Raw genomic sequence first — 25,859 nt, 5'->3', positions numbered from 1 at the left:
CGCGGATATCGGTGCTCCCAACACCTGGATTACAAGGTAATAGAAAATGAGCATGACTGATCCCATCGCCGACATGCTGGTGCGCATCAAGAACGCACTCGCCGTCGGCAAGCCGCAGGTTTCCATGCCTGCCTCCAAGATGAAGCTGGCCATCGCCAACGTGCTGAAGTCCGAGGGTTACATCGGCGAATTCCGCGTGAACGGCGAGGGCGCCAAGGCGAAGCTGGAAATTTCCCTGAAGTACTACGAAGGCAAGCCGGTGATCGAGCGCCTCGAGCGCGTCTCCCGGTCCGGCCTGCGCAAGTACAAGGGCAAGAACGACCTGCCGAAGGTGCTCGCCGGCCTCGGCGTCGCCATCATCTCCACTTCCCAGGGTCTGATGACCGATCGCCAGGCCCGCGCTGCGGGCGTGGGCGGCGAAGTCATCTGCCTCGTGGCCTAAGGAGACAGACCCATGTCCCGCGTTGCCAAGAAGCCGATCACCCTGCCCAAGGGCGTCGAGTTCAACGTTTCCAACGACCAGGTGACCGTCAAGGGTCCGAAGGGCACCCTGGTCCTGGCCAAGCCGCATGGCGTCGAGTTCAAGCTCGACAACGGCGTGCTGCAGCTGTCGGCCGCCGAGGCCGCCAATGTCCCCATGGCCGGCACCGCCCGCGCCATCGTGGCCAACATGGTCACCGGCGTGTCCGAGGGCTTCACCCGCAAGCTTGAACTGGTCGGCGTCGGTTACCGTGCCGCCATGGCGGGCAAGGACCTCAACCTGAGCCTGGGTTTCTCGCACCCGGTCGTGTTCCAGGCGCCCGAGGGCATCACCCTGGCCACCCCGACCCAGACCGAGATCCTGGTCACCGGTGCCGACAAGCAGCAGGTGGGTGAGGTCGCGGCCAAGATCCGCGCCTTCCGCAAGCCCGAGCCCTACAAGGGCAAGGGCATCCGCTACTCCGGCGAAAAGATCATCATGAAGGAAGCCAAGAAGGCCTGATGGGCTCTTCAGCTTTCCAAAGGTAAAAGACCATGGACAAGAACATCGCTCGCCTCCGTCGCGCCAAGACCACGCGCTCGCACATCCGCAAGCTCGGCGTCGCCCGCCTGTCCGTGCTGCGCACGGGCCAGCACATCTACGCCCAGCTGTTCTCTGCCGATGGCTCCAAGGTGCTGGCTGCCGCCTCCACCGTGCAGGCCGACGTGCGCGAAGGCCTCAAGGGCAACAAGAACATGGAGGCCGCCGCCAAGGTGGGCCGCACCATCGCTGAAAAGGCGAAGGCCGCGGGCATCGAGAAGGTTGCCTTCGACCGTTCCGGTTACCGCTACCACGGCCGCATCAAGGCCCTGGCTGACGCCGCCCGCGAGGGTGGCCTGCAGTTCTAAGCCCGACCGGCCTTTGGCCAACCGGGCTTGGGTTTTCCAGATCCAACCACAACCATAAGCGGCCATAGGTCGTAAGCAAACCCAGGAATCCACATGAGCAGCAACGATCGCAATCGCCACAGGGACGACAGCGACGACGGCTTCATCGAGAAGCTGGTCGCCGTCAACCGCGTGTCCAAGACCGTCAAGGGCGGTCGCCAGTTCACCTTCACCGCGCTGACCGTCGTCGGCGACGGCGCCGGCAAGGTCGGCTTCGGCTACGGCAAGGCCCGCGAGGTCCCGGTCGCCATCCAGAAGTCGATGGAGTACGCCCGCAAGTCGATGGTCAACGTCGACCTGGACCACGGCACCCTGTTCCACCCGGTCAAGGCCAACCATGGCGCTGCCCGCGTGTACATGCAGCCGGCGTCCGAGGGTACCGGCGTGATCGCCGGTGGTGCCATGCGCGCCGTGCTCGAAGCCGTGGGCGTCAAGAACGTCCTGGCCAAGGCCGTCGGTTCGCGCAACCCGATCAACCTGGTGCGCGCCACCGTCAAGGGCCTGGCCGCGACCCAGTCGCCGGCCCGCATCGCCGCCAAGCGTGGCAAGAAGCTCGAGGAGATCCTCAATGGCTGACAAGACCGTCAAGGTTCGCCTGGTGAAGGGCCTTCGTGGCTGCCAGGCCCGCCACCGTCTTTCCGTGAAGGCCCTCGGCCTGAACAAGATCAATGATGTCCGCGAGCTCAAGGACTCCCCGTCCGTGCGCGGCCTGATCAACCAGGTGCATTACCTGGTTCGCGTCGAGTCCTGAGCGAGCCAAGGAGAACCCATATGAAGCTCAATACTCTCAAGCCCGCCGACGGCGCCCGCAAGGATCGCGTCCGCGTTGGTCGCGGCATCGGTTCCGGCCTCGGCAAGACCGCGGGCCGCGGCCACAAGGGCTCGTTCGCCCGTTCGGGCAAGGGCAAGATCAAGGCTGGCTTCGAAGGCGGCCAGATGCCGATGTACAAGCGCCTGCCCAAGGTCGGTTTCCGTTCGAAGATCAAGAACGACACCGCCGAAGTCATGCTCTACAAGCTCGACATGCTCGAGGCCGGCGAGATCGACTTCGCCGCGCTGCGCGCCGCCAAGCTGGTCCCGGCGAACGCCAAGCAGGCCAAGGTCGTCAAGAAGGGCGAAGTGGGCAAGAAGTTCGTGCTCAAGGGCCTGCTGGCCACCGCCGGTGCCAAGGCCGCCATCGAGGCTGCCGGCGGCAGCGTGACGGAGTAAGGCATTGGCTCAGTCCCCTTCAGCTTCCGCCCTGGGTGGGCTCGGTAAATTCACCGAGCTCCGCCAGCGCCTGGTGTTCGTACTCCTTGCGCTGATCGTCTACCGCATCGGCAGCTACATCCCGGTGCCGGGCATCGATCCGCAGCGGATGCTGGAACTGATGGAAAGCCAGCAGGGCACCATCGTGGACATGTTCAACATGTTCTCGGGCGGCGCCCTGAACCGCTTCAGCCTGTTCGCGCTCAACGTCATCCCGTACATCTCCTCCTCGATCATCGTGCAGCTGATGGGCCAGATCTACGAGCCCTGGAAGGCGATGAAGAAGGAAGGCGAGTCCGGTCGCCGCAAGCTGACCCAGTACTCGCGCTACGGCGCCGTGCTGCTGGCCATCGTGCAGGCCGGTTCGATCGCCTCGATGCTGCAGCAGCAGGCGGGCGTGGTGTACAACCCCGGCCCGGCCTTCGTCTTCACCGCCATCGTGGCCCTGACCGCCGGCACCATCTTCCTGATGTGGCTGGGCGAGCAGATCACCGAACGCGGCGTCGGCAACGGCATCTCGCTGATCATCTTCGCCGGCATCGTGGCCAGCCTCCCGGGCGCCGTCTTCGGCACCCTGCAGCAGGTCGCCAACAACGAAATCAGCGCCTTCGCCATCCTGGTGATCGCCGCGCTGGTGCTGGGCGTCACCTACTTCGTGGTGTTCATGGAGCGCGGCCAGCGCCGCATCACCGTGAACTACGCCCGACGCCAGGGTGGCCGCCAGGCCTACATGAACCAAAGCTCGCACCTGCCGCTGAAGCTGAACATGGCGGGCGTGATTCCGGCGATCTTCGCCTCCAGCCTGATCATGTTCCCGGCGACCATGGTGCAGTGGTTCGGCCAGGGCGCGGCCCCGACCGGCGAGGGCTGGCGCGACCAGCTCAACCTGTTCCTGCAGAACCTCAGCCAGGCCCTGGCCCCGAGTGAGCCGCTGCACATGCTGCTCTACGGCGCCATGATCATGGGCTTCGCCTTCTTCTACACGGCGCTGGTGTTCAATTCGCAGGAAACGGCCGACAACCTCAAGAAGTCCGGCGCCCTGGTGCCGGGCATCCGGCCGGGCAAGGCCACCGCCGACTACATCGACGGCGTGCTGACCCGGCTCACCATGATCGGCTCGATCTACCTTGTTCTGGTCTGCCTGCTTCCCGAGTTCATCCGGATGTTCTGGCAGGTCCCGTTCTACTTCGGCGGCACCTCGCTGCTGATCGTCGTGGTGGTGGTCATGGACTTCACGGCCCAGGTGCAGGCGCACCTGATGTCCCACCAGTACGAAGGCCTGATGAAGAAGGCCAACTTGAAGGGTGGTTCCCGCGGCGGCCTCGCCCGCAGCTGAGGGACCACGACAATGGGCGGTCCGCGCGGCAGCTTGGCGCGCGGATGAACCAGCCCCCCGTCCCTGCGCTGGAGTAGCGCGGGGCGCCTGGACCGGCAACGGGAAGGGCAGGGGTGGTTCGTCGCCGGAGCATGGGCACACTCCCCATGCCGGGGTTTTCGGGCCATTTGGCCCGGGGGCTTACAATTCAGACCCAAGCTAAGGTATTATTTCCGATTCACTGCGCTCAATTTAGTTTTGGAGAACGCCTGATGGCGCGCATCGCGGGTGTCAACCTGCCTGTCCAGAAGCATGTCTGGGTGGGCCTACAGAGTATCTTTGGCATCGGCCGTACCCGGTCGAAGCTCATTTGCGAGGCGGCTGCGGTCGCCCCGTCCACCAAGATCCGGGACCTGTCCGAGCCTGAAGTCGAGCGCATCCGCGCCGAAGTGGCGAAGTACATCGTCGAGGGCGACCTGCGTCGTGAGGTCGGCATGTCGATCAAGCGCCTGATGGACCTGGGCTGCTATCGCGGCCTGCGCCATCGTCGTGGCTTGCCGATGCGCGGCCAGCGCACCCGTACCAATGCCCGCACCCGCAAGGGTCCGCGCAAAGCCATCAAGAAGTAAGGACCTGGCCCCATGAATAAGCCGGCAACCAAGACGAAGAAGAAGATCAAGCGGGTCGTCACCGACGGCATCGCCCACGTCCACGCTTCCTTCAACAACACCATCGTCACCATCACCGACCGCCAGGGCAACGCGCTGTCGTGGGCGACCTCGGGCGGCGCGGGCTTCCGCGGTTCCCGCAAGTCGACCCCGTTCGCCGCCCAGGTGGCTGCCGAGAAGGCCGGCAAGGTCGCGCTCGACTACGGCGTGAAGACGCTGGAAGTGCGCATCAAGGGCCCCGGCCCGGGTCGCGAATCGGCCGTGCGCTCGCTCAACGCCTGCGGCTACAAGATCACCAACATCATCGACGTCACCCCGATCCCGCACAACGGGTGCCGGCCGCCGAAGAAGCGCCGCGTCTAACACGGGAACAGGAGACTAAAAAATGGCTCGTTACATCGGTCCCACCTGTAAGCTCGCCCGCCGCGAAGGCGCCGACCTCTCCCTGAAGTCGCCGGCTCGCGCGATCGACTCGAAGTGCAAGCTGGAGCAGAAGCCCGGCCAGCACGGCGCGGTCGCCAAGCGTGGCAAGCTTTCTGACTACGCCAACCAGCTGCGTGAAAAGCAGAAGGTCAAGCGTATCTACGGCCTGCTCGAGAAGCAGTTCCGCAACTACTACAAGAAAGCCTCGACCAAGAAGGGCAACACCGGCGAGACCCTGCTGCAGATGCTCGAGCAGCGCCTCGACAACGTCGTGTACCGCATGGGCTTCGCCGTGACCCGCCCCCAGGCGCGCCAGCTGGTGTCGCACAAGGGCGTGCTGGTCAACGGCAAGGCCGTTAACCTGCCGTCCTACCAGGTCAAGGCCGGCGACAACATCGCGTTGACCGAGCGTGCCCAGAAGCACCTCAACGTCCAGGAAGCCGTGAACCTCTCCCAGCAGATGGACCTCGTCCCGAGCTGGTGCGAAGTCGACGCCAAGAAGTTTGCCGGCGTTTTCAAGGCCGTCCCGGATCGTGCTGACCTGCCCTCGGACATCAATGAAGCGCTGATCGTCGAGCTGTACTCGAAGTAATCCCTCCAGGAGACACCTTGACCATGACGGTTACCGCCACCCAGGTGCTGCGCCCCCGCGGCCCGCACATCGAACGCCTCGGTTCCAACCGCGCCAAGGTGGTCATCGAGCCGCTTGAGCGCGGCTACGGCCACACGCTGGGCAATGCCCTGCGTCGCGTCCTGCTGTCCTCGATCCCCGGCTTCGCGATCACCGAAGTCGAGATCGACGGCGTGCTCCACGAGTACACCACCGTCGAAGGGCTACAGGAGGACGTGCTTGAAGTCCTGCTCAACCTCAAGGACGTGGCCATCCGCATGCACAACGTGGACCACACCACGCTGTCGCTGCAGAAGAAGGGCCCGGGCGTCGTCACCGCCGGCGACATCAAGACCGACCACAACGTCGAGATCATCAATCCCGACCACGTGATCTGCACCCTCACCAAGGACACGGCGCTGAACATGCGCCTGAAGATCGAGCGCGGTTTCGGCTACCAGCCGGCCGCCGATCGCCGCCGCCCGGACGAAGAGTCCCGTGCGATCGGTCGCCTGGTGCTGGACGCCACGTTCTCGCCGGTCCGCCGCGTCGCCTACGCCGTCGAGGCTGCCCGCGTCGAACAGCGCACCGACCTGGACAAGCTGGTCCTTGAGATCGAAACCAACGGCACGATCGACGCCGAGGACGCCATCCGCACGGCCGCCGATATCCTCACCGACCAGCTGTCGGTGTTCGGCGACTTCACCCAGCGCGAGCGTGGTCCGGCCAAGGCCTCGACCACGGGCGTGGATCCGGTGCTGCTGCGCCCGATCGACGACCTCGAGCTGACCGTGCGTTCGGCGAATTGCCTCAAGGCCGAGAACATCTACTACATCGGCGACCTGATCCAGCGCACCGAGGTCGAGCTGCTCAAGACCCCGAACCTGGGCAAGAAGTCGCTCACCGAGATCAAGGAAGTGCTCGCCCAGCGCGGCCTTTCCCTCGGGATGAAGCTGGAGAACTGGCCGCCGGCCGGCCTGCAGCAGGGCATGCTGGGCTGAGGCCCGGAATTCACTTAAGGAAACACGACCATGCGCCACCAGAAATCCGGCCGCAAGTTCAGCCGCACCAGCGCCCATCGCGAAGCGATGTTCAGCAACATGGCTGCGTCCCTGATCAAGCACGAACTGATCCGTACCACCCTGCCCAAGGCCAAGGAATTGCGCCGGGTCGCCGAGCCGCTGATCACCATCGGCAAGATCGACGGCGTCGCCAACCGCCGCCTCGCCATGTCGCGCCTGCGTGACAAGGAGGCGGTGGGCAAGCTGTTCGTCGAACTCGGCCCGCGTTACCAGGCCCGTCCCGGTGGTTACCTGCGCATCCTCAAGTGCGGCTTCCGTCCGGGCGACAACGCCCCGATGGCCTATGTCGAACTGGTCGATCGTCCGCAGGCTGACGCCGAAGCCGCCGAATAAACCCGGCGCGCCGCAAGACCCCCAGGACCCCGGCCCCGGCCGGGGTCCTGTGTTTCCGGGGTCCGGAAACCGCCGCGATGAACTTCGCGCCGCCGGCGCGGTCGGTTAGGCTGTCCCCCTTGCCATCAAGTCGCTGCCGATGACCGCCAATCCCTTCGCCTGGACCTTCCGGGCCCAGTTCCTGACCGGTTTCGCGCTGTGCGCGGCGCTGCTGGCCTACGCCCTGTACGTGCAGTTCGGCATGCTGATGATGCCTTGCCCGCTGTGCATCCTTCAGCGGATCGCCTTCGCGGCCCTGGGCATCGTTTTCCTGGTCGGTGGCCTGCACGCGCCAAGGGGCAGGGTGGGGCGCGCGGTCTACGGCCTGCTTGCCTTCATTCCCGCCGCCGCGGGTGCCGGCATCGCCGCGCGCCACGTCTGGCTGCAGTCGCTGCCGCCCAGCGAAGTGCCGCTGTGCACGTCCATGGGCCTGGACTACATGGTCGAGGCGATGGGTCCGTTCAAGGCCCTGGCCAAGGTGCTGGAAGGCTCCGGCGAATGCGCCAAGGTCGATTGGACCTTCCTGGGCCTGTCGATGCCGTTCTGGACCCTGGTCTGGTTCGTGGGCCTGGCCCTGGGCGTGCTTTGGGCGGGCTTCCGCCGCCGCTGAGCCCTGCGCGCGCACCCCCTGGTGAGTTCGCGTGGCCTGCACGGGTCGTCGCAACCCCTGTGGCATGATGTTTCGCAACACTCCCCACCCCTGGATTCCCTGGAAAACCGATGAGCGCCCCCGACCGCAGCCTGCAGACCGTTTCCGTCCCGTCCGACTGGACGCCGGCGGGTTGGCGCGCGCGGCCGGCCGCGCAGCAGCCGCATTACCCGGACGAAGCCGCGCTGGCCGAGGTGGTGGGTGAACTCAGCCGCCTGCCGCCACTGGTCACCTCCTGGGAAATCCTGTCGCTCAAGAAGCAGCTGGCCGAGGCCCAGGAGGGCAAGCGCTTCCTGCTGCAGGGCGGTGACTGCGCCGAGTCCTTCGCCGACTGCGAATCGGCCCTGGTCTCGAACCGCCTGAAGGTGCTGCTGCAGATGAGCCTGGTGCTGGTGCACGGCTTGCGCCTGCCGGTGGTGCGCGTGGGTCGTTTCGCCGGCCAGTACGCCAAGCCGCGTTCGGCCGACATGGAAGAACGCGACGGCGTGTCGCTGCCCAGCTACCGCGGCGATTTCATCAACCAGCCCGAGTTCACCGCGCAGGCGCGCCTGCCGGATCCGCGGCGCATGGTGAAGGGCCACGCCCGCTCGGCGATGACCATGAACTTCGTGCGCGCGCTCATCGACGGCGGCTTCGCCGACCTGCACCACCCCGAATACTGGGACTTGGGCTGGGTCGGCCATTCACCGCTGTCGGACGAGTACCGACGCATGGTCGCCGCCGTCGGCGACGCCGTGCGCTTCATGGAAACCATTTCCGGCGACACCCTGCACAACCTCAACCGCGCCGACTTCTACACCTCGCACGAAGCCCTGCTGCTGCCCTACGAAGAGGCGCTTACGCGGCAGGTGCCGCGACAGTGGGGTTGGTTCAACCTGTCCACGCACTTCCCGTGGATCGGCATGCGCACGGCGGCGATCGACGGTGCCCACGTCGAATATTTCCGCGGCCTGCGCAATCCGGTGGCGGTGAAGATCGGTCCGTCGGTCACGCCCGACCAGCTGCTCAGGCTGGTGGATGTGCTCAACCCGTCGAACGAACCGGGCCGCCTGGCGCTGATCCACCGCATGGGTGCGGCCCAGGTTGCACAGAAACTGCCGCCGTTGCTCGACGCCGTGCGTCGCGAAGGCCACCGCGTGCTGTGGATCTGCGACCCGATGCACGGCAACACCGAAAGCACCAGCAACGGCTACAAGACCCGCCGCTTCGACAACATCCGCGGCGAGCTCGAGTCCGCCTTCGACCTGCACGCGGCCGCCGGCACCCGCCTGGGGGGCGTGCATCTGGAGCTGACCGGCGAAAACGTCACCGAATGCACGGGCGGCGCCCGCGAGCTGACCGACACCGACCTGGCCCGCGCCTACCGTTCGACCGTCGACCCGCGCCTGAACTACGAGCAGTCGCTGGAGATCGCCATGCTGATCGTGCGCAAGCAGGCCAGCCTGGCGGCGCCGGTCAGCGCCTGAGCCCCGGCGCCCCGGTCAGGGCGCCAGCGTTGGCGTGAACGCCGGCGGGCGGCGCGCCCGGGTCGCCTGTTCGAAGGCGTAGGCCATGGCCAGCAGCTCGGCTTCCGACCAGGCGGGCCCCATGAAGCTCAGCCCCAGCGGCAGGCCCTGCACTTCACCCATCGGGACGGTGATGCTGGGCGTGCCCGCGACCGCTGCCACGCCATAGCCGGCGCCGGTGAAGTGGTCGCCTAGCACCGGGTCGGTCGGCCAGGCCGGGCCGGTGGTCGGGGCAACCACCGCATCGAGCTGCTTTTCGCGCAGCAGCGCCAGCAAGCCTTCTTCCCCCGCAAGCCGGCGGGCCGTGGCGCGCGCCTCCAGATAGGCGGGTTCGGTCAGCGGTCCCTTGGCCAGCGCCTGTTCGAACAGTTCCTGGTCGAAGAAGGGCATGGCCCGGTCGGCGTTGTCGCGGTTCCAGGCCACCAGGGCTGCGAGCGTGGCCACCGGCGCGCCGCTGTCGGCCAGGTAGGTGTCCAAGCCGTCCTTGAACTCGTAGAGCAGCACTTCGAACTCGGCGCCGCCCCACTGCCGCCAGGTGGCGATTTGCACCGGGTCCACGACCTCGGCGCCGGCGGCGCGCAGGGCTTCGATGGCGCGCTCCGTGGCCGCGTCCACGGCCGGGTGGTAGCCCATGGCCTGGCGCAGCACGCCGATGCGCTTGCCGGCCAGGGCCTTCGGGTCCAGGCCAGCCAGGTAGTCAGCGGTCCTGCCTTCGGCGCCGGCAGCGGCCGGATCGGTGGGGTCGGCCGCGGCCAGCACCACCAGCAGCGCCGCCGCGTCGGCGACGGTGCGCGCCATCGGCCCGGCGGAGTCCTGGGAAATCGAGATCGGGATGATGCCGTCGCGGCTGACCAGGCCGACGGTGGGCTTGAGCCCGACCAGGCCGTTGACCGCCGAAGGGCACAGGATGCTGCCGTCGGTTTCCGTGCCCACGCCCACCGTCGCCAGGCTGGCGGCGATGGCCGCGCCGGTGCCGGCGCTGGAGCCGCAGGGGTTGCGGTCGAGCACATAGGGATTGCGGGTCTGGCCGCCGCGGCTGGACCAGCCCGAGGTCGAGCGGGAGGAACGGAAGTTCGCCCATTCGCTGAGGTTGGTCTTGCCCAGGATGACGGCGCCGGCTTCGCGCAGGCGGGCCACCAGGAAGGCGTCGTCCGCGGGACGGTGTTCGGCCAGGGCCAGCGAGCCGGCCGAGTTCACCAGGCCGGCCACGTCGATGTTGTCCTTGATCAGCACCGGGATGCCGTGCAGCGGTCCGCGCACCTGGCCGGCGGCGCGTTCGGCATCGAGGGTTTCGGCCTGGGCCAGGGCGTCGGGCGCGAGTTCAATGACGGCGTTGAGCCGCGGCCCGGCGTCGTCGATGGCGGCGATGCGGTCCAGGTAGGCCTGGGTCAGCTGCCGAGAATCGAGCTCGCCCTCGGCCATGCGCCGGCTGGCTTCCGCCATGTCGAGTTCGACCACGTCCACCGTGGCCACGTCGGCCGCCGGGGCCGCAGGTGCTTCGGCTGGCTGGTCGCAGGCGGCAAGCAGCAGCAGGACGGGCAGGGCGAGGGCAGGGCGCATGGCAGGCTCCGGGGACGGTTCCCCGGAGTCTAGCCAAAAGCGAAAACTCAGAACGAGTAGCGCATGCCCACGTTCACCGTGGTGATCTTGCCGAACTCGTAGCCGGCGACCAGGGCGAGGTCGGGCCGGAAATACCAGCGGCCGTTCACGCCGACCAGGATGTCGGCGTCGAAGGTGTCGGAGCCAGAAGGAGCGATCTCGCCGACCGAGGTGTAGCGCAGGTGGCCCTGGAGCTGGACCGCGGGCGTCGCGGCCCAGGTCATGCCGATCTCGCCGCCGATGCCGCTCTCGTCGACGTCGGCGTCGAGGTTGAAGCCAGCGACCTGGACGTCCTTGAACTCGGCGTTGTCGTAGCTCAGGCGGCCATAGAGATCGACCGTGGGCGAGACCGGGTAGGCATAGCCGACACCGATGCGCCAGCGCGTCACGTCGAATTCGCCTTCGACGTTGCTCGTGCCGTCCCTGACCTCGAGTTCCTGGCTGGCCGAGGAAAACTCACCGAACACATGCATGTTCTCGCCGAATTCCCACGCGCCGCCGATGAAGCCGCCGCCGCCGGCATCGGTTTCGAGTTCGGCCGTGGGGCCGATGCCCGTGATCGTCCCGGAGTTCTCCACGTCGTTGACGAAGCTGGTGATGAAGCCGCCTTCGAGGTAACTGAAGCCGGGATCCTGCGCCGACGCGGCCAAGGGCGCGCCGAGCGCGAGCGCCGCAGCGAGCGGGATCATCTTGTGGCGAGTGAAAAGATTGTGAAGGGTGGACATACGCTTACCGCGCTCCAGAGCAGGGGTTGATGGTGGCGGCAAGGATCGCCGCCCCGGCGTGATTCGGGCGTGAGTTGAGGGCTGCCGGCAATGCCCGCCCATCCGGAATGGCGCGGGAGGCGTCAAAAAAAACGCCCCGGAATCCCGGGGCGCTTTCGTATCCGGCAAGCGGGCGCGAAATCAGCCGCGCGAGGCCTTCTTGCGGTCGTTCTCGGTGCGGTGCTTCTTGCGCAGGCGGATCGCCACCGGGGTGATTTCGACCAGTTCGTCGTCGTCGATGAACTCCAGGGCCTGTTCGAGCGAGAACTTGACCGGCGGGATCAGGCCTTCGTCCTTGTCGGTGCCCGAGGCGCGGAAGTTGGTGAGCTGCTTCCCGCGCAGGGCGTTGACCGTGAGGTCGTTGTCCTTGGAGTGGATGCCGACGATCTGGCCTTCGTAGATTTCCTCGCCCGGCTCGACCATCAGGCGGCCGCGTTCCTGCATGGCGATCTGGGCATACGCCGGCGACGGACCGGTGCCGTTGGAGATCAGCACGCCGTTCTGGCGCTGGCCGATCTCGCCTTCCTGCTTCGGCGCGTAGTGGTCGAAGACGTGGAACAGCAGGCCGGTGCCGGCGGTGATCGTGCGGAACTCGGTCTGGAAGCCGATCAGGCCACGCGCCGGGATCAGGAAGTCGATGCGCACGCGACCCTTGCCGTCCGGCTCCATGTTCTGGAGGATCGCCTTGCGCTCGCCCAGGCGCTGCATCACGCCGCCCTGGTACTGCTCCTCGAGGTCCACGACCAGCGATTCGAAGGGCTCGGACTTCACGCCGTCGATGTCCTTGATGATCACCTCGGGGCGCGACACGGCCAGTTCGTAGCCTTCGCGGCGCATGGTTTCGATAAGGATGGACAGGTGCAGTTCGCCGCGGCCGCTGACCTTGAACTTGTCGGCGTCGGCGGTGTCCTCGACCTTCAGCGCGACGTTGTGCTGGGTTTCGCGCATCAGGCGGTCGCGCAGCTGGCGCGAGGTCAGGAACTTGCCGCCGCTGCGGTCCTTGTTGCCGGCGAAGGGCGAATCGTTGACCTGGAAGGTCATGGAAATCGTGGGCTCGTCGACGGTGAGCACCGGCAGCTGCTCGGCCGCGCCGACGTCGCAGACGGTGTCGGAAATGCCCAGGCCTTCGATGCCGGAAATGGCGATGATGTCGCCGGCGCGCGCTTCCTTCACCTCGTGGCGCTCAAGGCCCATGAAGCCCAGCACCTGCAGCACCTTGGCATTGCGGACCTTGCCGTCGCGCGCGACCACCGTGACCTGCTGGTTGGTGCGGATGGTGCCGCGCTGGACGCGGCCCACGCCGATGATGCCGACGTAGTTGTTGTAGTCCAGCGAGGTGATGCGCATCTGGAACGGGCCTTCCATGTCCACCGGCGGCGGCGCCACCTTGTCGACGATGGTCTGGAACAGCGGGGTCATGTCGCCCGAACGCACGGACTCGTCCATGCCGGCGTAGCCATTGAGGCCAGAGGCGTAGACGGTGGTGAAGTCGAGCTGTTCGTCGGTGGCGCCCAGGCGGTCGAACAGGTCGAAGGTCTGGTTGAGCACCCAGTCCGGGCGGGCGCCCGGGCGGTCGACCTTGTTGATGACCACGATCGGCTTGAAGCCCATCGCGAAGGCCTTCTGGGTGACGAAGCGGGTCTGCGGCATGGGGCCGTCCATCGCGTCCACCAGGATCAGCACCGAGTCCACCATCGACAGCACGCGCTCGACCTCGCCGCCGAAGTCGGCGTGGCCCGGGGTGTCGACGATGTTGATGCGGTATTCCTGGCCGTCCGGCGCGGTCCAGCGGATCGCGGTGTTCTTCGAAAGGATGGTGATGCCACGTTCCTTTTCGATGTCGTTGCTGTCCATCGCGCGCTCGGCGAGCTGCTGGCGTTCGCCCAGGGTGTTGGACTGCTTGAGCAGCTGGTCGACCAGGGTGGTCTTGCCATGGTCGACGTGGGCGACGATGGCGATGTTGCGGAGCTTTTCGATGGACATGCGGATGGACGCCTGGTGGCGCGCTGCTCTTGGCTGAGGAAGCCGATGATTATAGCGGTAAACGCTGCCTGAATGCCCGTTCAGGCGCCCGGGCCACCGCCTTCCTGTGGCATCCTAGCCGGCCCGCCGGGACCCGCCCGGCCACCCGCACCGGAGCCCTCCATGTCCCTGACCGCCGTTTTCACCACCTCCCGCGGCCCGATCCGCGTCAAGCTGCACGCCGACCAGGCGCCGCTGACCGTCGCCAACTTCGTCAACCTGGCCCAGCGCGGCTTCTACGACGGCCTCAGCTTCCACCGGGTCATCCCCGATTTCATGATCCAGGGCGGCTGCCCGCGCGGCACCGGCACCGGCAACCCGGGCTACCGCTTCGAGGACGAATGCCGTCCCGAACTGCGCCACGACAAGCCGGGCGTGCTGTCCATGGCCAACGCCGGGCCGGGCACCAATGGCAGCCAGTTCTTCATCACCCACGTCGCCACGCCCTGGCTGGACGGCAAGCACACCGTGTTCGGTGAAGTGCTGGGTGCCGACGACCAGGCCGTGGTCGACGCCGTGCGCGGCGGCGACAAGATCGAAAGCCTGAAGATCGAAGGCGACACCGCCCCGCTGCTGGCCGCCCAGGCCGACCGCGTGGCCGAGTGGAACAAGGCGCTCGACGCCGCCTGACCCGGGCCGGGCAGGGTGGCGGTACGGGCGTCCCGGAAGGGCTGCGTGGTATCCTTCCGGGGTTTTCCATCCCGCCACCCAGACCCCGCGAGGATCGTGATGCCCCAGCTTGCCAAGCGCATGGGCCGTGCCAAGCCCAGTGCCATCATGGCCGTCGCCGAAAAGGCGAAGAAGCTCAAGGCCGAAGGCCGCGACATCGTCAGCTTCTCCATCGGCGTACCCAACTTCCTGCCCGGCGAGCACGTCTACGCCGCCGCCCGCGAGGCGCTTGAAAAGGACAGCGGCCAGTACGGCTCCAACCGCGGTTCCGACGCCCTGCTCGATGCCTTCCTGCACCACCTCGAAGGCCTGGGCCTGGGCGGCTACACGCGCCTGAACTGCGCGACCGGCATCGGCGCCAAGCACATCCTGTACAACCTGGCCGAGGCCCTGCTCGACGAAGGCGACACCATCGCCTACGCCGTGCCGTACTGGACCACCTACGCCGACATCGCCGAGGTGCTGGACGCGAAGATCCTCGAGCTGCCGTGCCCGGCCAGCCAGGACTACAAGCTCACCCCGGCGCAGCTCGATGAAGCCCTGGCCACCAAGCCCAAGGTCTTCCTGTTCAACAACCCGAACAACCCGACCGGCATGGTCTACACCCGCGAGGAAATCGCGGCGCTGGCCGACGTCATCGCCAGGCATCCGGACACCTGGGTGATCACCGACGACATCTACAACACCATGGTGTTCGACGGCATCGGCTACCACAACTTCGTGCAGGCCCGTCCCGAGCTTCGCTCGCGCGTGGTGTTCGTGGACTCGCTGTCCAAGACCTACGGCATGCCCGGCTGGCGCGTTGGCTTCATGGCCGGCCCCGAAGTGGTGGCCAAGGCCGTGACGGTGCTCAACTCCACCCACATCACCAACCTGCCTGAAGTCGTCACCGCCGCCGCCGTGGCCGCGCTGTCGGGTCCGCAGGACGTGCCGACAGCCAAGCGCGCCGAATTCCAGGCCAAGCGCGACATGGTCGTGGACACCATGAACTCGATCCCGGGCGTGCTGTGCCCCAAGCCCCAGGGTGCGTTCTACGTGTTCCCCGACATCAGCTGCGCCTTCGGCAAGTCGCACAAGGGCGTGAAGATCGCCAATGACGTCGACTTCTGCTCCGTGCTGCTCGAAACCAAGGGCGTGGCCTGCGTGCCGGGCTCGGCCTTCGGCGAGCCGCGCGCGCTGCGCATCAGCTACACCTGTCCGACCGAGCAGCTGCCCAAGGGCCTGCAGCGGATCCAGGAATTTTTCGCCGAACTTTCGTAAGGAGCCTCCATGAAAACCCCCGTCCGTGTTGCCGTCACCGGCGCCGCTGGCCAGATCGGCTATTCCCTGCTGTTCCGCATCGCTTCGGGCGAAATGCTCGGCAAGGACCAGCCGGTCATCCTGCAGATGCTTGAACTGCCGATGGAAAAGGCCCAGGCCGCGCTCAAGGGCGTGATGATGGAGCTTGAAGACTGCGCCTTCCCGCTGCTGGCCGGCATGGTCGGCACCGACGACCCGATGGTCGCCTTCAAGGACGCCGACGTGGCCCTGCTGGTCGGCGCCATGCCGCGCGGCCCGGGCATGGAGCGCAAGGACCTGCTGCTCAAGAACGCCGAAATCTTCACCGTGCAGGGCAAGGCCATCAACGCCGTCGCCTCGCGCGACATCAAGGTGCTGGTGGTCGGCAACCCGGCCAACACCAACGCCTACATCGCCATGAAGTCGGCGCCGGACATCAACCCGGGCAACTTCACCGCCATGCTGCGCCTGGACCACAACCGCGCGCTGTCGCAGCTGGCCATCAAGGCCGGTGTCGACGTCGCCGGCATCGAAAAGCTGGTCGTGTGGGGCAACCACAGCCCGACCATGTACCCGGACTACCGCTTCGCCACCGTGGCCGGCGGTTCGCTCAAGGACAGGATCGGCGACGAAAGCTGGAACCGCGACACCTTCATCCCGAAGGTCGGCAAGCGCGGCGCCGCGATCATCGAAGCCCGCGGCCTGTCCTCGGCCGCCTCGGCCGCCAACGCCGCCATCGACCACATCCGTGACTGGTCGCTGGGCACCAACGGCAAGTGGGCCACCATGGGCATCCCCTCCGACGGCAGCTACGGCATCCCGAAGGACGTCATCTACGGATTCCCGGTGGTCTGCAAGGACGGCAAGTACGAAATCGTGCAGGGCCTGGAAATCGACGAGTACTCGCGTTCGATGATGGACAAGACCCTGGCCGAGCTCGAGGAAGAGCGCGCGGGCGTCGCCCACCTGCTGGGCTGAGGTCCGGTCAGGGAGTGAAGGTTCCGCTTGCGTGTCCATGAAGGGACAGCCGCCATCCTCAAGAGGGCCAGCGCGACCAGTCGCGCTGGCCTTCGTGCTTGTGGTGGCCGGGCTTTTTGTCCTCACCGGTGTCTTGCTGGCCCTGGGCCTGGCGCCCCTGCCGCACAGTGACTGGCTGCTTTACTGGGAATCGGCCGGCGACCCTGCCGCCTACGAGCGCGGTGGCGTGGGTCTGTGGCTCCTGGCGGTCCCCAAGGCGCTTGGCCTGGGGCCGGTACTTGCTTCACTGGTCTTGAACCTCGCCGCCGGCCTGCTGGTGCTCTGGATTGCCTGGATGCTGGGCCAGGGTCGCCGCCAGGGGTGGGCGATCCTGACCTGCGCCTATCTGTTCCTGCTGGCCCCGTACGTGGGCATCGTGCAGTTGGACATGATTGCCGCGGCCTTCCTGGCCGGGGCCCTGGCCTGCCTGCTGCGATCCCTGGATGCTCCTGGTCGTCGACGTTTCCAGCTGGCGGCGGTCGCGCTGTTGGCGGCCGGCGTGTCCACGAAGCCCCAGTACGCCCTGCTGGCCTGGACACTGGTGATCGTGCTTGCCCTGCCTGCCTGGCTGCGTCGCCGGCAAGAACCCTGGGCGCCGGCCCTCGTGGGTGTGCTGCTGGTCGGCTCGCTGCTCGGCTACGCGCTCGACAACGGGCTGCGCGGGCTGAGTGGCCGCAGCGAGGCACTGCGCACCAGTTCGGCCGTTACCCTGTATGCGGGCCTGCTTGTTTCGCGCACCGAAAACTGCGGCTACTGGTCGCCAGAAGCGGCGCGCGCCGCACGCGAGGACAAGGACAAGTCCTTGCCGCTTGCCATCCGCGACCGCCTGGCCGCGCAGCCGCCCATCCACTGGCGCGCGGTGATCTGGTGCAAGCTGCCGCAGGTCCTGCGGCCGCCGGCGTTCTCGCTGTACTGGCTGCTCGAAGCGCCGTCGGTCAAGTCGCGCGTGGCGGCGTCGCCGTCCAGGATGGTGCAGGAAGCCCGCTACCAGCGGGCCATCGACGCCGAACGCAGCCTCTATGGCGTGGTCACGTTCCTGCTGCTGTTGGGGGTCGCGGCCGGTGCGCTGTTGGCCTGGCGCCGCGGTCATCGTTTCGCGGCCCTGGTGCCCGTGGCCTGGGTGCTGTCGTTCTGGGCCGTGCACCTGGTGTTCGAGATCCAGGGGCGGTATTTCCTTGGCATGTACCTGCTGGCGCCGCTGTTCTCGGCGTTTGCATTGGCTGCCGCATCCCGACGCCCGAGCCCCGGCGCGGTAGAATGCGGGGTCACCCCGTACATCCCTCCGGAGCCCACCCGATGATGCAAGAAACCGCTGGCGCGCGCTTCCGCGCGGCCGTCCAGGAAGAGTCGCCGCTGCAGGTGATGGGCACCATCACCGCCTATGCCGGCCTTATGGCCAAGCGCACCGGCTACAAGGCCCTGTACCTGTCGGGTGGCGGCGTCGCCGCGAATTCGCTGGGCATGCCGGACCTGGGCATCAGCACCATGGAAGACGTGCTCACCGATGCCCGGCGCATCGTCGATGCCACCGGGATGCCGCTGCTGGTGGACATCGACACGGGCTGGGGCGGCGCCTTCAACATCGCTAGGACCATCCGCAATTTCCAGCGGGTCGGCGTTGCCGCCGTGCACATGGAGGACCAGGTCGGCCAGAAGCGCTGCGGCCACCGCCCTGGCAAGGAAGTGGTGTCGAAGCAGGAGATGGTCGACCGCGTGAAGACCGCCGTGGACGCGCGCACCGATCCCGGTTTCGTGATCATGGCGCGCACCGACGCCGCCGCCGTCGAAGGCCTGGACGCCGCCATCGAGCGCGCCGTGGCCTACGTCGAGGCCGGCGCCGACATGGTCTTCCCGGAAGCCATGCGTTCGCTCGACGACTATCGCAAGGTCAAGGCCGCGGTGAAGGTGCCGGTGCTGGCCAACCTCACCGAGTTCGGCTCCACCCCGTTCTTCACCACCGACGAACTGCGCGACGCCGGCGTGGACATCGCGCTGTACTGCTGCGGCGCCTACCGCGCCATGAACAAGGCGGCACTGAACTTCTACCAGACGGTGCGCAGCGAAGGCACCCAGAAGAACATCGTCCACACCCTGCAGACCCGCGACGAGCTCTACGACTTCCTGGGCTACCACGCCTACGAAGACAAGCTCGATGAACTGTTCTCGCAGCAAAAAGACTGAGCAAGGAGCCCCGCATGAGCGACAACAACACCCTGCCCAAGCCGAAGAAGTCGGTGGCCCTGAGCGGCACGCCGGCCGGCAACACCGCCCTGTGCACCGTCGGCCGCAGCGGCAACGACCTGCACTACCGCGGCTACGACATCAAGGACCTGGCCACCAAGGCCGGCTTCGAGGAAGTCGCCCACCTGCTGGTGCACGGCGCGCTGCCCACCGCCAGCCAGCTGGCCGCCTACAAGACCAAGCTCAAGCGCCTGCGCGGCCTGCCGGCCATCGTCACCGACGCGCTGGAACTGGTGCCGGCCAATGCGCATCCGATGGACGTGATGCGCACGGGCTGTTCGGTGCTGGGCACCGTGCTGCCCGAGCGCGAGGGCCACCCGGTGGCCGAAGCCCGCGACATCGCCGACCGGCTGATGGCCAGCTTTGGTTCGATGCTGCTGTACTGGTGGCACTTCACCCGCAACGGCCGCCGCATCGACGTCGAAACCGACGACGACACCATCGCCGGCCATTTCCTGCACCTGCTGCACGGCGAGCCGCCGAGCGCTTCGCATGCCGATGCGCTGGACAAGTCGCTGGTGCTCTATGCCGAACATGAGTTCAATGCTTCCACCTTCACCGCCCGCGTGATCGCCGGCACCGGCAGCGACATGTTCAGCTGCCTCACCGGCGCCATCGGCGCGCTGCGCGGCCCCAAGCACGGCGGCGCCAACGAAGTGGCCATGGACATCATCGCGCGGTATTCCAGCGCCGACGAAGCCGAGGCCGACATCCGGGCCCGGGTCGAGCGCAAGGAAATCGTCATCGGCTTCGGCCATCCGGTCTACACCGTCGGCGACCCGCGCAACCCGATCATCAAGGACATCAGCCGCAAGCTGTGCAAGGAAGGCGGCAACCAGGTGCTGTTCGACGTCTCCGAGCGCATCGAGACGCTGATGATGGACATGAAGAAGATGTTCCCCAACCTTGACTGGTACAGCGCCTCGGCCTACCACATGATGGGCGTGCCGACGCCGATGTTCACCCCGCTGTTCGTCATCGCCCGCACAAGCGGCTGGTCGGCGCACGTCATCGAACAGCGCATCGACGGCAAGATCATCCGTCCCAGCGCCAACTACACCGGTCCCGAGGACCGCGACTTCGTCGCCATCGACAAGCGCTGATCCCGGGCGCCGCGCAAAAGAAAAGGCCGCGCTGCGATGCGCGGCCTTTTTTGCGTTCCGGCACCGGGTCCGGTCAGGGCGCCATGCGCTGGGTCGCGGCGGGCAGGGCGGCGACGCTGAGGGTCGGCACCGGCGCGGGCTTGGGCGGGGTCAGGCGCTGGACCCGGAAGAAGGTGTGGTCGCCGATGGTGGCCACCTGCGGGTAGGTCGCCCAGTTCGGGTTGGCCAGGGCCAGGGCCGCGAAATGGCTGGCGCCCGGAACGACTTCCTTGCGCTCGCCCGGCGGCAGCCGCCAGTCGGCCTGGGCCTGGAAGGCGACCTGCACGGCCCGTTCCCAGGCCTTGATGTTCTTCATGCGCAGGCCGGGGTTCACGATGGTCGGGGCGAACTGCTTGCGGGCGGTGACCACCTCGCAGACCGACTCGCCCCACTGGCCCGAATCGCGGCGGCGCAGGGCCACCTCGGCGACGGCACGCTGGCCCAGGGCCGACTGGTCGCGGGCCTCCAGGTAGACGGTGGTCGCCAGGCAGAGCGGGTCGGCGGCGGGCTGGGGCAGTATCGATGCCAGCCAAAGGACGAAAGACAGCTTCATGGCGGAACTCCTTGCTCCGTTGCGCCGCACTTTCCCGACCGCCAGAAGGCGGCTCCCGCTAGGGACCAACGGATTGGGGGTTGAGGTGCGGCCTGGCGTTTTGGGGATGGACGAGCGGGGCTCGCACTCCGGGGTCGCTGGCGTCAGGTGAGCGACCCGCCGGAATCCCCTGGGAGCCATGCGCTCCGGGGCCGATTTATCGACACGGCCCGGGGCCGGGGTCGATTCCAGCCGCGCATACTACGGGAAAGTCCGGAACCTTGCCTGAACGGCAGGAGCCAAGCCTTTGATTCTTATTGGAGTAATTGCTCAGAGCGCGGCGGCGAGGCGGCTTCCCTGCTCGATTGCCCGCTTGGCATCAAGCTCGGCGGCGACGTCGGCACCGCCGATCAGGTGGGGGGCCAGGCCGGCGCCCCGGAGCCCTTCGACCAGCTCCCGCAGCGGTTCCTGGCCGGCGCAGACGACCACGTGGTCGACGTCCAGCAGCCGTTCCTGGCCGTCCACCCGGACCTTCAGGCCCGTCTCGTCCACGCCCAGGTACTCGACGCCGCCAAGGGCCTGTACGCCCTTGGCCTTGAGCGCGGCCCGGTGGATCCAGCCGGTGGTCTTGCCCAAGCGGGCGCCGGGCTTGCCAGGACTGCGCTGGAGCAGCCAGAGCTCGCGGGCGGGCGCCTCCGGCCGTGGCTTGGCCAGGCCGCCGGGACCCTCGAAGTCGGGCGCCACGCCCCACTCGGCCATCCACAGCGCCGGGTCGAGGCTGGGCGAGGGGCCTTCGTGCACCAGGTATTCGGCCACGTCGTAGCCGATGCCGCCGGCGCCGATGATGGCCACCCGGCGGCCGGGCACGACCCGGCCCTGCAGCACGTCCAGGTAGGACAGCACCTTGGGATGGTCGGCGCCGGGGAAGCTGACCTTGCGCGGCAGGATGCCGGTGGCCAGCACGATCTCGTCGAAACCGCCCGCCGCCAGGCCGGCGGCGTCCACCCGCTGGCCCAGGCGCAGGTCCACGCCGGTCAGGGCCAGCTGGCGGCCGAAGTAGCGCAGGGTTTCGTGGAACTCTTCCTTGCCCGGGATCTTCTTGGCCAGGTTGAACTGGCCGCCGATCTCGGTCGCCGAATCAAACAGGGTCACCAGGTGGCCACGGCCGGCGGCCACGCTGGCGCAGGCCAGGCCGGCAGGGCCGGCACCAACCACCGCCACCCGCTTCGGGGCCGGAGTGGGCACGTAGTTGAGCTCGGTTTCCGCGCAGGCGCGCGGATTGACCAGGCAGCTGGCCTTCTTGCCCACGAACACGTGGTCGAGGCAGGCCTGGTTGCAGGCGATGCAGGTGTTGATTTCGTCCCGGCGGCCTTCGCGGGCCTTGCGGGCCCAGGCCGGGTCGGCCAGCAGCGGCCGCGCCATGGACACCATGTCGGCCTGGCCCCCGGCGAGGATGGCTTCGGCCTCGTCGGGCATATTGATGCGGTTGGTGGCGACCAGCGGCAGTCCCACGTGGGGCTTGAGCTTGGCGGTGACGCCGGCGAAGGCCGCGCGCGGCACCGAGGTGGCGATGGTCGGCACCCGCGCCTCGTGCCAGCCGATGCCGGTGTTGATGATCGTGGCGCCGGCGGCCTCGATGGCCTTGGCCTGCATCACGATCTCGTCCCAGCCCGAACCGTTCTCCACCAGTTCGAGCATGGACAGGCGATAGATGAGGATGAAGTCCGGACCCACGGCCTCGCGGATGCGGCGCACGATCTCGACTGCGAAGCGCATGCGGTTTTCGGGGCTGCCGCCCCAGGCGTCCCTGCGCCGGTTGGTGCGGGCGCTGAGGAACTGGTTGATCAGGTAGCCCTCGGAACCCATCACCTCGACGCCGTCGTAGCCGGCTTCGCGCGCGAGCTTCGCGGTGGTGACGAAGGCCTTGATCTGGCGCTCGACGCCCCAGGCGGTGAGCGCGCGCGGGGTCAGCGGGCTGATCGGCGCCTTCACCTTGGAAGCCGACACCAGCAGGGGATGTGCGGCGTAGCGCCCCGCATGCAGGATCTGCAGGCAGATGCGGCCGCCGGCCTCGTGCACCGCCTTGGTGACGATGCGGTGCTTGTGGATTTCCCAGGGCCAGCTGAGCTTCCCGGCGAAGGGTTTGAGCCAGCCGACCAGGTTGGGCGAGATGCCGCCGGTGACCATCAGCCCGACGCCGCCTTCCGCACGTTCGCGGAAATACGCCGCCAGCTTCGGGAAGTCGCGCGCGTGGTCCTCCAGGCCGGTGTGCATCGACCCCATCAGGATGCGGTTGGGCAGGGTGCAAAAGCCCAGGTCGAGGGGCTGGAAGAGGCTGGGGTAGGGCTGGCTGGACATGGTGGACGGCGTGGGATGACTCCGGGCACCTTGCCCGGAACGGCGGGCCCGGACAAGACACCGGCGTATGGCGCGGCCGCGCAGGGCCCCGACATGCGTTCATGCTTCTGGCACCATAGCTTTCGCCCACGCACGCACGGACCGCCCGCCCATGAGCAACCCAGACCTCCGTTCCGCCAAGCGCCCCGAACCCGACCCGTCGATGGTCGACATCGCCAACTACGTCACCGACTACTACATCGGCTCGTCGGAGGCCTACACCACGGCGCGTTACATGCTGTTCGACTCCCTGGCCTGCGCGATGCTGGCCATGCGCCACCCGGAGTGCGTCAAGCACCTGGGGCCGCTGGTCCCGGGCGGGTCGCTGCCGGGCGGCGCACGGGTCCCGGGCACCCACCACGAACTCGACCCGGCGCAGGCGGCGTACAACATCGGCGTGCAGGTGCGCTGGCTGGACTTCAACGACACCTGGCTGGCCGCCGAGTGGGGGCATCCTTCGGACAACCTGGGCGCCATCCTGGCGGTGGGTGACTACCTGAGCCGCAAGGCCGAGCGCGAGAACCGCAAGCCCGTCACGGTGCGCGACATCCTCACCTGGGCGATCAAGGCGCACGAAATCCAGGGCTGCTACGCGCTCAAGAACAGCTTCAACCGGGTCGGCCTGGACCACGTGATCCTGGTCCGCCTGGCCTCGACCGCCATCGCCACCCACATGATGGGCGGCGGCAAGGAAGAGATCATCAACGCGGTCAGCCACAGCTGGGCCGATGGCGGTGCCCTGCGCGCGTACCGGCACGCCCCCAACACCGGCCCGCGCAAGAGCTGGGCCGCAGGCGACGCCTGCCGCCGGGCCGTCACCCACGCACTGAACGCGATGAAGGGCTGCGTGGGCTATCCCAGCGTGGTCAGCGCCAGGACCTGGGGCTTCGCGGATGCCGCCTTCCAGGGCAAGGAGTTCGAGTTCGAGCGGCCGTTCGGCAGCTACGTGATGGAAAACATCCTGTTCAAGATCAGCTTCCCGGCCGAGTTCCACGCCCAGACCGCGGTCGAATGCGCCCTGCAGCTGCACCCCAAGGTCGCCGGCAAGCTCGACCAGGTCGAGCGCATCGCCATCGAGACCCAGGAGGCGGGCCTGCGGATCATCGACAAGACCGGCCCGCTGGACAACTACGCCGACCGGGACCACTGCCTGCAGTACATGGTGGCGGTGCCCCTGGTCTTTGGCCGCCTCACCGCCGACGATTATTCCGACGCCGTCGCCGCCGACCCGCGGATCGACGCCCTGCGCGAGAAGATGGAAGTGCGGGAAAACCCGGATTTCACCCGGGATTACTTCGATCCCGACAAGCGTTACATCGGCAATTCAGTTGAGGTTTATTTCAAGGACGGGACCTCGACGGGCAAGGTTTCCATCAATACCCCGCTGGGCCATCGCGACCGCCGGGGGGAGGGTATTCCGGCCCTGCTGGCCAAGTTCGAGGCCGCCATGGCGGGCCAGCTGCCGGCCAAGCGCGTCCAGCAGCTGCTGGAGCTGACCGGGGACACCTCCCGTTTCGAGGCCACCCCGATCCACCGCTTCATGGACCTTTTCACTCCTTGAAAAACTCCCCTTGCCATGCGTCGGACCCTTTGTTAGATTCCCGTTAACATTCCGGTCGTTAAGGTCTGTCCCACTCAAGCGGCAATGCACCGACCCCCCTGGTCCGCACCGTTCGAGCTGTATCCCTAAAGTAGAAGATGGAGCAAATCATGAAGAAGAAACTCCTGTGCTGTGCCCTCCTGGGCGCCATGGCAACTGCGACGTCCGCGATGGCCCAGGACTTCGACAATCGCTGGTATGTCTCCGGTGGCCTCGGTTTCAATTTCCAGGACGATGACCGCAATACCGAAGACGTTGCCTTCGGCACCCTCGGCATCGGCAAGTTCCTGACCCCGAACTGGTCGCTCGACGTCGAGGCCAACTACCAGAACCCGCAGCTCCGCAGCTCGGAACTGCTGTTCAGCCAGTACGGTCTGTCGGTTGATTCGCGCTACCACTTCCTGCGCGAAGGCAGCAACTGGTGGCCCTACATCCGCATGGGTATCGGCTACCAGCGCGCCGAGGAAGAGTTCGACAACTTCCCGAACCCGAACTCGCCGGGCCAGCGTGAGGATTCCTTCCTCGCCGCCAACCTGGGCGTGGGCCTGCAGGCTGACTACGACCGTTACGCGGTCCGTGGCGAGCTGGGCACCCGCGTTTCCTTCGACGACACCTCGGTCGTGGCCCCGGACTCCAACTCGTTTGGCGACATCCTGGCCTCCATGACCCTGCTGGTGAAGCTCGGTAACCTGCCCGCCCCGGTTGTTCCGGAAGCGCCGGTGGCCCAGACCACCTGTGCCGACCTGGACGACGACGGCGACGGCGTCAACAACTGCGACGACAAGTGCCCGGGTTCGGTTGCCGGCCAGGCCATTGGTCCGGACGGTTGCCCGGTTCCGCTGACGATCGACCTCAAGGGCGTGAACTTCGACTTCGACAAGTCGACCCTGCGTCCCGACGCGGTCGCGATCCTCGACGAGGCCATCGCCATCCTGCAGAAGTACCCGCAGCTGAAGGTTGAAGTTGCCGGTCACACCGACTCCGTCGGCACCGAGCAGTACAACCAGGGCCTGTCGGAGCGTCGCGCCAAGACCGTTTACGACTACCTGACCAACGCCGGTATCGGCGCTGACCGGATGTCGGGTCCGAACGGTTACGGCGAGAGCCGCCCGATCGACACCAACGACACCGCTGAAGGCCGTGCGCGCAACCGCCGCACCGAGCTGAACGTGCAGAACTGATCCATCGGTTCCACGGTGTCACCCGAAGCCCGGCCTCGTGCCGGGCTTCGCTTTTTGTGGGCTGCCGTTCAGCAAACTGCGTTGCGCATGCCGGTCGCGAAGCCTAAGCTCAGCGCAGTCCCGCACGCCCCCACGGTG

The 25,859-nt window shown here is 67.1% G+C and carries 26 protein-coding genes and 1 pseudogene; 22 read left to right on the top strand and 5 right to left on the bottom strand.

Annotated elements, in window-relative coordinates; genetic code table 11:
• The first annotated feature begins 46 nt into the window (after positions 1–46).
• From rpsH to IEX13_RS08025, 14 genes are all read left to right on the top strand, one after another.
• Entirely contained in the window at positions 47–442 is a 396-nt protein-coding gene (rpsH, locus tag IEX13_RS08090; RefSeq protein ID WP_188662892.1) for a 30S ribosomal protein S8, read from the top strand.
• A gap of 12 nt (positions 443–454) precedes the next feature.
• Positions 455–982: a 50S ribosomal protein L6 gene (gene rplF, locus IEX13_RS08085; protein WP_188662890.1), complete on the top strand. Its 528-nt coding sequence runs from the start codon at positions 455–457 to the stop codon at positions 980–982.
• Between the two features lie 32 nt (positions 983–1,014).
• Positions 1,015–1,368 (top strand): 50S ribosomal protein L18, encoded by a 354-nt coding sequence (gene rplR, locus IEX13_RS08080; protein ID WP_188662888.1) that lies wholly within the window; start codon positions 1,015–1,017, stop codon positions 1,366–1,368.
• Positions 1,369–1,461: 93 nt separating this feature from the next.
• Positions 1,462–1,983 carry a 30S ribosomal protein S5 gene (rpsE, locus tag IEX13_RS08075; RefSeq protein WP_188662886.1) on the top strand — a complete coding sequence of 174 codons (522 nt, stop codon included), beginning with the start codon at positions 1,462–1,464 and terminating at the stop codon, positions 1,981–1,983.
• The gene (gene rpmD / locus IEX13_RS08070) at positions 1,976–2,158 is read left to right on the top strand and encodes a 50S ribosomal protein L30 (protein ID WP_034225585.1); all 183 of its coding nucleotides are present in this window, start codon (positions 1,976–1,978) and stop codon (positions 2,156–2,158) included. Before rpsE ends, rpmD begins: the two co-directional genes overlap by 8 nt.
• Positions 2,159–2,178: 20 nt before the next feature.
• A complete protein-coding gene (gene rplO, locus IEX13_RS08065; RefSeq protein WP_188662883.1) occupies positions 2,179–2,616 on the top strand; it encodes a 50S ribosomal protein L15 in 438 nt (145 codons plus the stop codon).
• A 4-nt stretch (positions 2,617–2,620) separates the two neighbouring features.
• Positions 2,621–3,991, top strand: coding sequence for a preprotein translocase subunit SecY (gene secY / locus IEX13_RS08060; protein ID WP_188662881.1), 1,371 nt, complete (start codon positions 2,621–2,623; stop codon positions 3,989–3,991).
• Positions 3,992–4,242: 251 nt separating this feature from the next.
• Positions 4,243–4,599: a 30S ribosomal protein S13 gene (gene rpsM / locus IEX13_RS08055; RefSeq protein ID WP_188662878.1), complete on the top strand. Its 357-nt coding sequence runs from the start codon at positions 4,243–4,245 to the stop codon at positions 4,597–4,599.
• Positions 4,600–4,611: 12 nt separating this feature from the next.
• On the top strand, positions 4,612–5,001 hold the full coding sequence (gene rpsK / locus IEX13_RS08050) for a 30S ribosomal protein S11 (protein WP_188662876.1): 390 nt from the start codon (positions 4,612–4,614) through the stop codon (positions 4,999–5,001).
• A 22-nt stretch (positions 5,002–5,023) separates the two neighbouring features.
• A complete protein-coding gene (rpsD, locus tag IEX13_RS08045; protein ID WP_188662874.1) occupies positions 5,024–5,653 on the top strand; it encodes a 30S ribosomal protein S4 in 630 nt (209 codons plus the stop codon).
• A 23-nt stretch (positions 5,654–5,676) separates the two neighbouring features.
• On the top strand, positions 5,677–6,672 hold the full coding sequence (locus IEX13_RS08040) for a DNA-directed RNA polymerase subunit alpha (RefSeq protein WP_188662872.1): 996 nt from the start codon (positions 5,677–5,679) through the stop codon (positions 6,670–6,672).
• Positions 6,673–6,702: 30 nt separating this feature from the next.
• Positions 6,703–7,086: a 50S ribosomal protein L17 gene (rplQ, locus tag IEX13_RS08035; protein WP_188662869.1), complete on the top strand. Its 384-nt coding sequence runs from the start codon at positions 6,703–6,705 to the stop codon at positions 7,084–7,086.
• 139 nt (positions 7,087–7,225) lie between these two features.
• Positions 7,226–7,735 carry a disulfide bond formation protein B gene (locus IEX13_RS08030; protein ID WP_188662867.1) on the top strand — a complete coding sequence of 170 codons (510 nt, stop codon included), beginning with the start codon at positions 7,226–7,228 and terminating at the stop codon, positions 7,733–7,735.
• A 110-nt stretch (positions 7,736–7,845) separates the two neighbouring features.
• The gene (locus IEX13_RS08025; RefSeq protein ID WP_188662865.1) at positions 7,846–9,240 is read left to right on the top strand and encodes a class II 3-deoxy-7-phosphoheptulonate synthase; all 1,395 of its coding nucleotides are present in this window, start codon (positions 7,846–7,848) and stop codon (positions 9,238–9,240) included.
• A 15-nt stretch (positions 9,241–9,255) separates the two neighbouring features.
• Here IEX13_RS08025 and IEX13_RS08020 read toward each other — a convergent pair whose 3' ends face one another.
• The 3 genes from IEX13_RS08020 to typA all read right to left on the bottom strand — a co-directional run bounded on the left by IEX13_RS08020 (position 9,256) and on the right by typA (position 13,625).
• A complete protein-coding gene (locus IEX13_RS08020) occupies positions 9,256–10,839 on the bottom strand; it encodes an amidase (RefSeq protein ID WP_188662863.1) in 1,584 nt (527 codons plus the stop codon).
• Positions 10,840–10,886: 47 nt separating this feature from the next.
• Positions 10,887–11,567 carry an outer membrane beta-barrel protein gene (locus IEX13_RS08015; RefSeq protein ID WP_188662861.1) on the bottom strand — a complete coding sequence of 227 codons (681 nt, stop codon included), beginning with the start codon at positions 11,565–11,567 and terminating at the stop codon, positions 10,887–10,889.
• Positions 11,568–11,783: 216 nt separating this feature from the next.
• Positions 11,784–13,625, bottom strand: a complete 1,842-nt coding sequence (gene typA / locus IEX13_RS08010) for a translational GTPase TypA (RefSeq protein WP_188662859.1) — start codon at positions 13,623–13,625, stop codon at positions 11,784–11,786.
• Positions 13,626–13,787: 162 nt separating this feature from the next.
• On the opposite strand from typA, the gene IEX13_RS08005 reads away from it, so the two are divergent.
• The 6 genes from IEX13_RS08005 to prpC all read left to right on the top strand — a co-directional run bounded on the left by IEX13_RS08005 (position 13,788) and on the right by prpC (position 19,972).
• Positions 13,788–14,294: a peptidylprolyl isomerase gene (locus IEX13_RS08005; protein WP_188662857.1), complete on the top strand. Its 507-nt coding sequence runs from the start codon at positions 13,788–13,790 to the stop codon at positions 14,292–14,294.
• A gap of 99 nt (positions 14,295–14,393) precedes the next feature.
• Positions 14,394–15,593, top strand: coding sequence for an aminotransferase class I/II-fold pyridoxal phosphate-dependent enzyme (locus IEX13_RS08000; protein ID WP_188662855.1), 1,200 nt, complete (start codon positions 14,394–14,396; stop codon positions 15,591–15,593).
• 9 nt (positions 15,594–15,602) lie between these two features.
• Positions 15,603–16,589, top strand: a complete 987-nt coding sequence (locus IEX13_RS07995) for a malate dehydrogenase (RefSeq protein ID WP_188662853.1) — start codon at positions 15,603–15,605, stop codon at positions 16,587–16,589.
• 103 nt (positions 16,590–16,692) lie between these two features.
• The gene (locus IEX13_RS07990; protein ID WP_188662851.1) at positions 16,693–17,928 is read left to right on the top strand and encodes a hypothetical protein; all 1,236 of its coding nucleotides are present in this window, start codon (positions 16,693–16,695) and stop codon (positions 17,926–17,928) included.
• Complete coding sequence (gene prpB / locus IEX13_RS07985) at positions 17,928–18,809, top strand: methylisocitrate lyase (protein WP_425489058.1); 882 nt, start codon at positions 17,928–17,930, stop codon at positions 18,807–18,809. Before IEX13_RS07990 ends, prpB begins: the two co-directional genes overlap by 1 nt.
• A 14-nt stretch (positions 18,810–18,823) precedes the next feature.
• Complete coding sequence (prpC, locus tag IEX13_RS07980; protein ID WP_188662848.1) at positions 18,824–19,972, top strand: bifunctional 2-methylcitrate synthase/citrate synthase; 1,149 nt, start codon at positions 18,824–18,826, stop codon at positions 19,970–19,972.
• Positions 19,973–20,117: 145 nt separating this feature from the next.
• Here the strand turns inward: prpC and IEX13_RS07975 are convergent.
• A pseudogene (locus tag IEX13_RS07975) lies at positions 20,118–20,564 on the bottom strand (cell wall hydrolase); the annotation flags it as partial.
• Positions 20,565–20,873: 309 nt separating this feature from the next.
• Positions 20,874–22,901, bottom strand: coding sequence for an NADPH-dependent 2,4-dienoyl-CoA reductase (locus IEX13_RS07970; protein ID WP_188662843.1), 2,028 nt, complete (start codon positions 22,899–22,901; stop codon positions 20,874–20,876).
• Between the two features lie 151 nt (positions 22,902–23,052).
• On the opposite strand from IEX13_RS07970, the gene IEX13_RS07965 reads away from it, so the two are divergent.
• Together IEX13_RS07965 and IEX13_RS07960 are read left to right on the top strand one after the other, a co-directional pair.
• The gene (locus tag IEX13_RS07965) at positions 23,053–24,501 is read left to right on the top strand and encodes a bifunctional 2-methylcitrate dehydratase/aconitate hydratase (protein WP_188662841.1); all 1,449 of its coding nucleotides are present in this window, start codon (positions 23,053–23,055) and stop codon (positions 24,499–24,501) included.
• A 149-nt stretch (positions 24,502–24,650) separates the two neighbouring features.
• On the top strand, positions 24,651–25,721 hold the full coding sequence (locus IEX13_RS07960; protein WP_188662839.1) for an OmpA family protein: 1,071 nt from the start codon (positions 24,651–24,653) through the stop codon (positions 25,719–25,721).
• Positions 25,722–25,859 lie beyond the last annotated feature (138 nt).

The sequence above is a fragment of the Arenimonas soli genome (genome assembly GCF_014643775.1).
Lineage (GTDB): Bacteria > Pseudomonadota > Gammaproteobacteria > Xanthomonadales > Xanthomonadaceae > Arenimonas > Arenimonas soli.
The sequence above is the reverse complement of the archived record's forward strand: the minus strand, read 5'-3'. Positions and strand labels throughout refer to the sequence as shown.

Bases quoted from the DNA above. Each gene is read 5' to 3' on its own strand.
- IEX13_RS08000 (WP_188662855.1), top strand. From the start codon at position 14,394: ATGCCCCAGCTTGCCAAGCGCATGGGCCGTGCCAAGCCCAGTGCCATC.
- IEX13_RS07960 (WP_188662839.1), top strand. From the start codon at position 24,651: ATGAAGAAGAAACTCCTGTGCTGTGCCCTCCTGGGCGCCATGGCAACT.
- IEX13_RS08030 (WP_188662867.1), top strand. From the start codon at position 7,226: ATGACCGCCAATCCCTTCGCCTGGACCTTCCGGGCCCAGTTCCTGACC.
- rplF (WP_188662890.1), top strand. From the start codon at position 455: ATGTCCCGCGTTGCCAAGAAGCCGATCACCCTGCCCAAGGGCGTCGAG.
- rpsE (WP_188662886.1), top strand. From the start codon at position 1,462: ATGAGCAGCAACGATCGCAATCGCCACAGGGACGACAGCGACGACGGC.
- IEX13_RS08015 (WP_188662861.1), bottom strand. From the start codon at position 11,567: ATGATCCCGCTCGCTGCGGCGCTCGCGCTCGGCGCGCCCTTGGCCGCG.
- rpsD (WP_188662874.1), top strand. From the start codon at position 5,024: ATGGCTCGTTACATCGGTCCCACCTGTAAGCTCGCCCGCCGCGAAGGC.
- prpC (WP_188662848.1), top strand. From the start codon at position 18,824: ATGAGCGACAACAACACCCTGCCCAAGCCGAAGAAGTCGGTGGCCCTG.
- typA (WP_188662859.1), bottom strand. From the start codon at position 13,625: ATGTCCATCGAAAAGCTCCGCAACATCGCCATCGTCGCCCACGTCGAC.
- rpmD (WP_034225585.1), top strand. From the start codon at position 1,976: ATGGCTGACAAGACCGTCAAGGTTCGCCTGGTGAAGGGCCTTCGTGGC.
- IEX13_RS07965 (WP_188662841.1), top strand. From the start codon at position 23,053: ATGAGCAACCCAGACCTCCGTTCCGCCAAGCGCCCCGAACCCGACCCG.
- IEX13_RS07970 (WP_188662843.1), bottom strand. From the start codon at position 22,901: ATGTCCAGCCAGCCCTACCCCAGCCTCTTCCAGCCCCTCGACCTGGGC.
- rpsK (WP_188662876.1), top strand. From the start codon at position 4,612: ATGAATAAGCCGGCAACCAAGACGAAGAAGAAGATCAAGCGGGTCGTC.
- IEX13_RS08025 (WP_188662865.1), top strand. From the start codon at position 7,846: ATGAGCGCCCCCGACCGCAGCCTGCAGACCGTTTCCGTCCCGTCCGAC.
- rpsH (WP_188662892.1), top strand. From the start codon at position 47: ATGAGCATGACTGATCCCATCGCCGACATGCTGGTGCGCATCAAGAAC.
- rplR (WP_188662888.1), top strand. From the start codon at position 1,015: ATGGACAAGAACATCGCTCGCCTCCGTCGCGCCAAGACCACGCGCTCG.
- IEX13_RS08040 (WP_188662872.1), top strand. From the start codon at position 5,677: ATGACGGTTACCGCCACCCAGGTGCTGCGCCCCCGCGGCCCGCACATC.
- rplQ (WP_188662869.1), top strand. From the start codon at position 6,703: ATGCGCCACCAGAAATCCGGCCGCAAGTTCAGCCGCACCAGCGCCCAT.
- prpB (WP_425489058.1), top strand. From the start codon at position 17,928: ATGCAAGAAACCGCTGGCGCGCGCTTCCGCGCGGCCGTCCAGGAAGAG.
- IEX13_RS08005 (WP_188662857.1), top strand. From the start codon at position 13,788: ATGTCCCTGACCGCCGTTTTCACCACCTCCCGCGGCCCGATCCGCGTC.
- IEX13_RS08020 (WP_188662863.1), bottom strand. From the start codon at position 10,839: ATGCGCCCTGCCCTCGCCCTGCCCGTCCTGCTGCTGCTTGCCGCCTGC.
- rpsM (WP_188662878.1), top strand. From the start codon at position 4,243: ATGGCGCGCATCGCGGGTGTCAACCTGCCTGTCCAGAAGCATGTCTGG.
- IEX13_RS07995 (WP_188662853.1), top strand. From the start codon at position 15,603: ATGAAAACCCCCGTCCGTGTTGCCGTCACCGGCGCCGCTGGCCAGATC.
- rplO (WP_188662883.1), top strand. From the start codon at position 2,179: ATGAAGCTCAATACTCTCAAGCCCGCCGACGGCGCCCGCAAGGATCGC.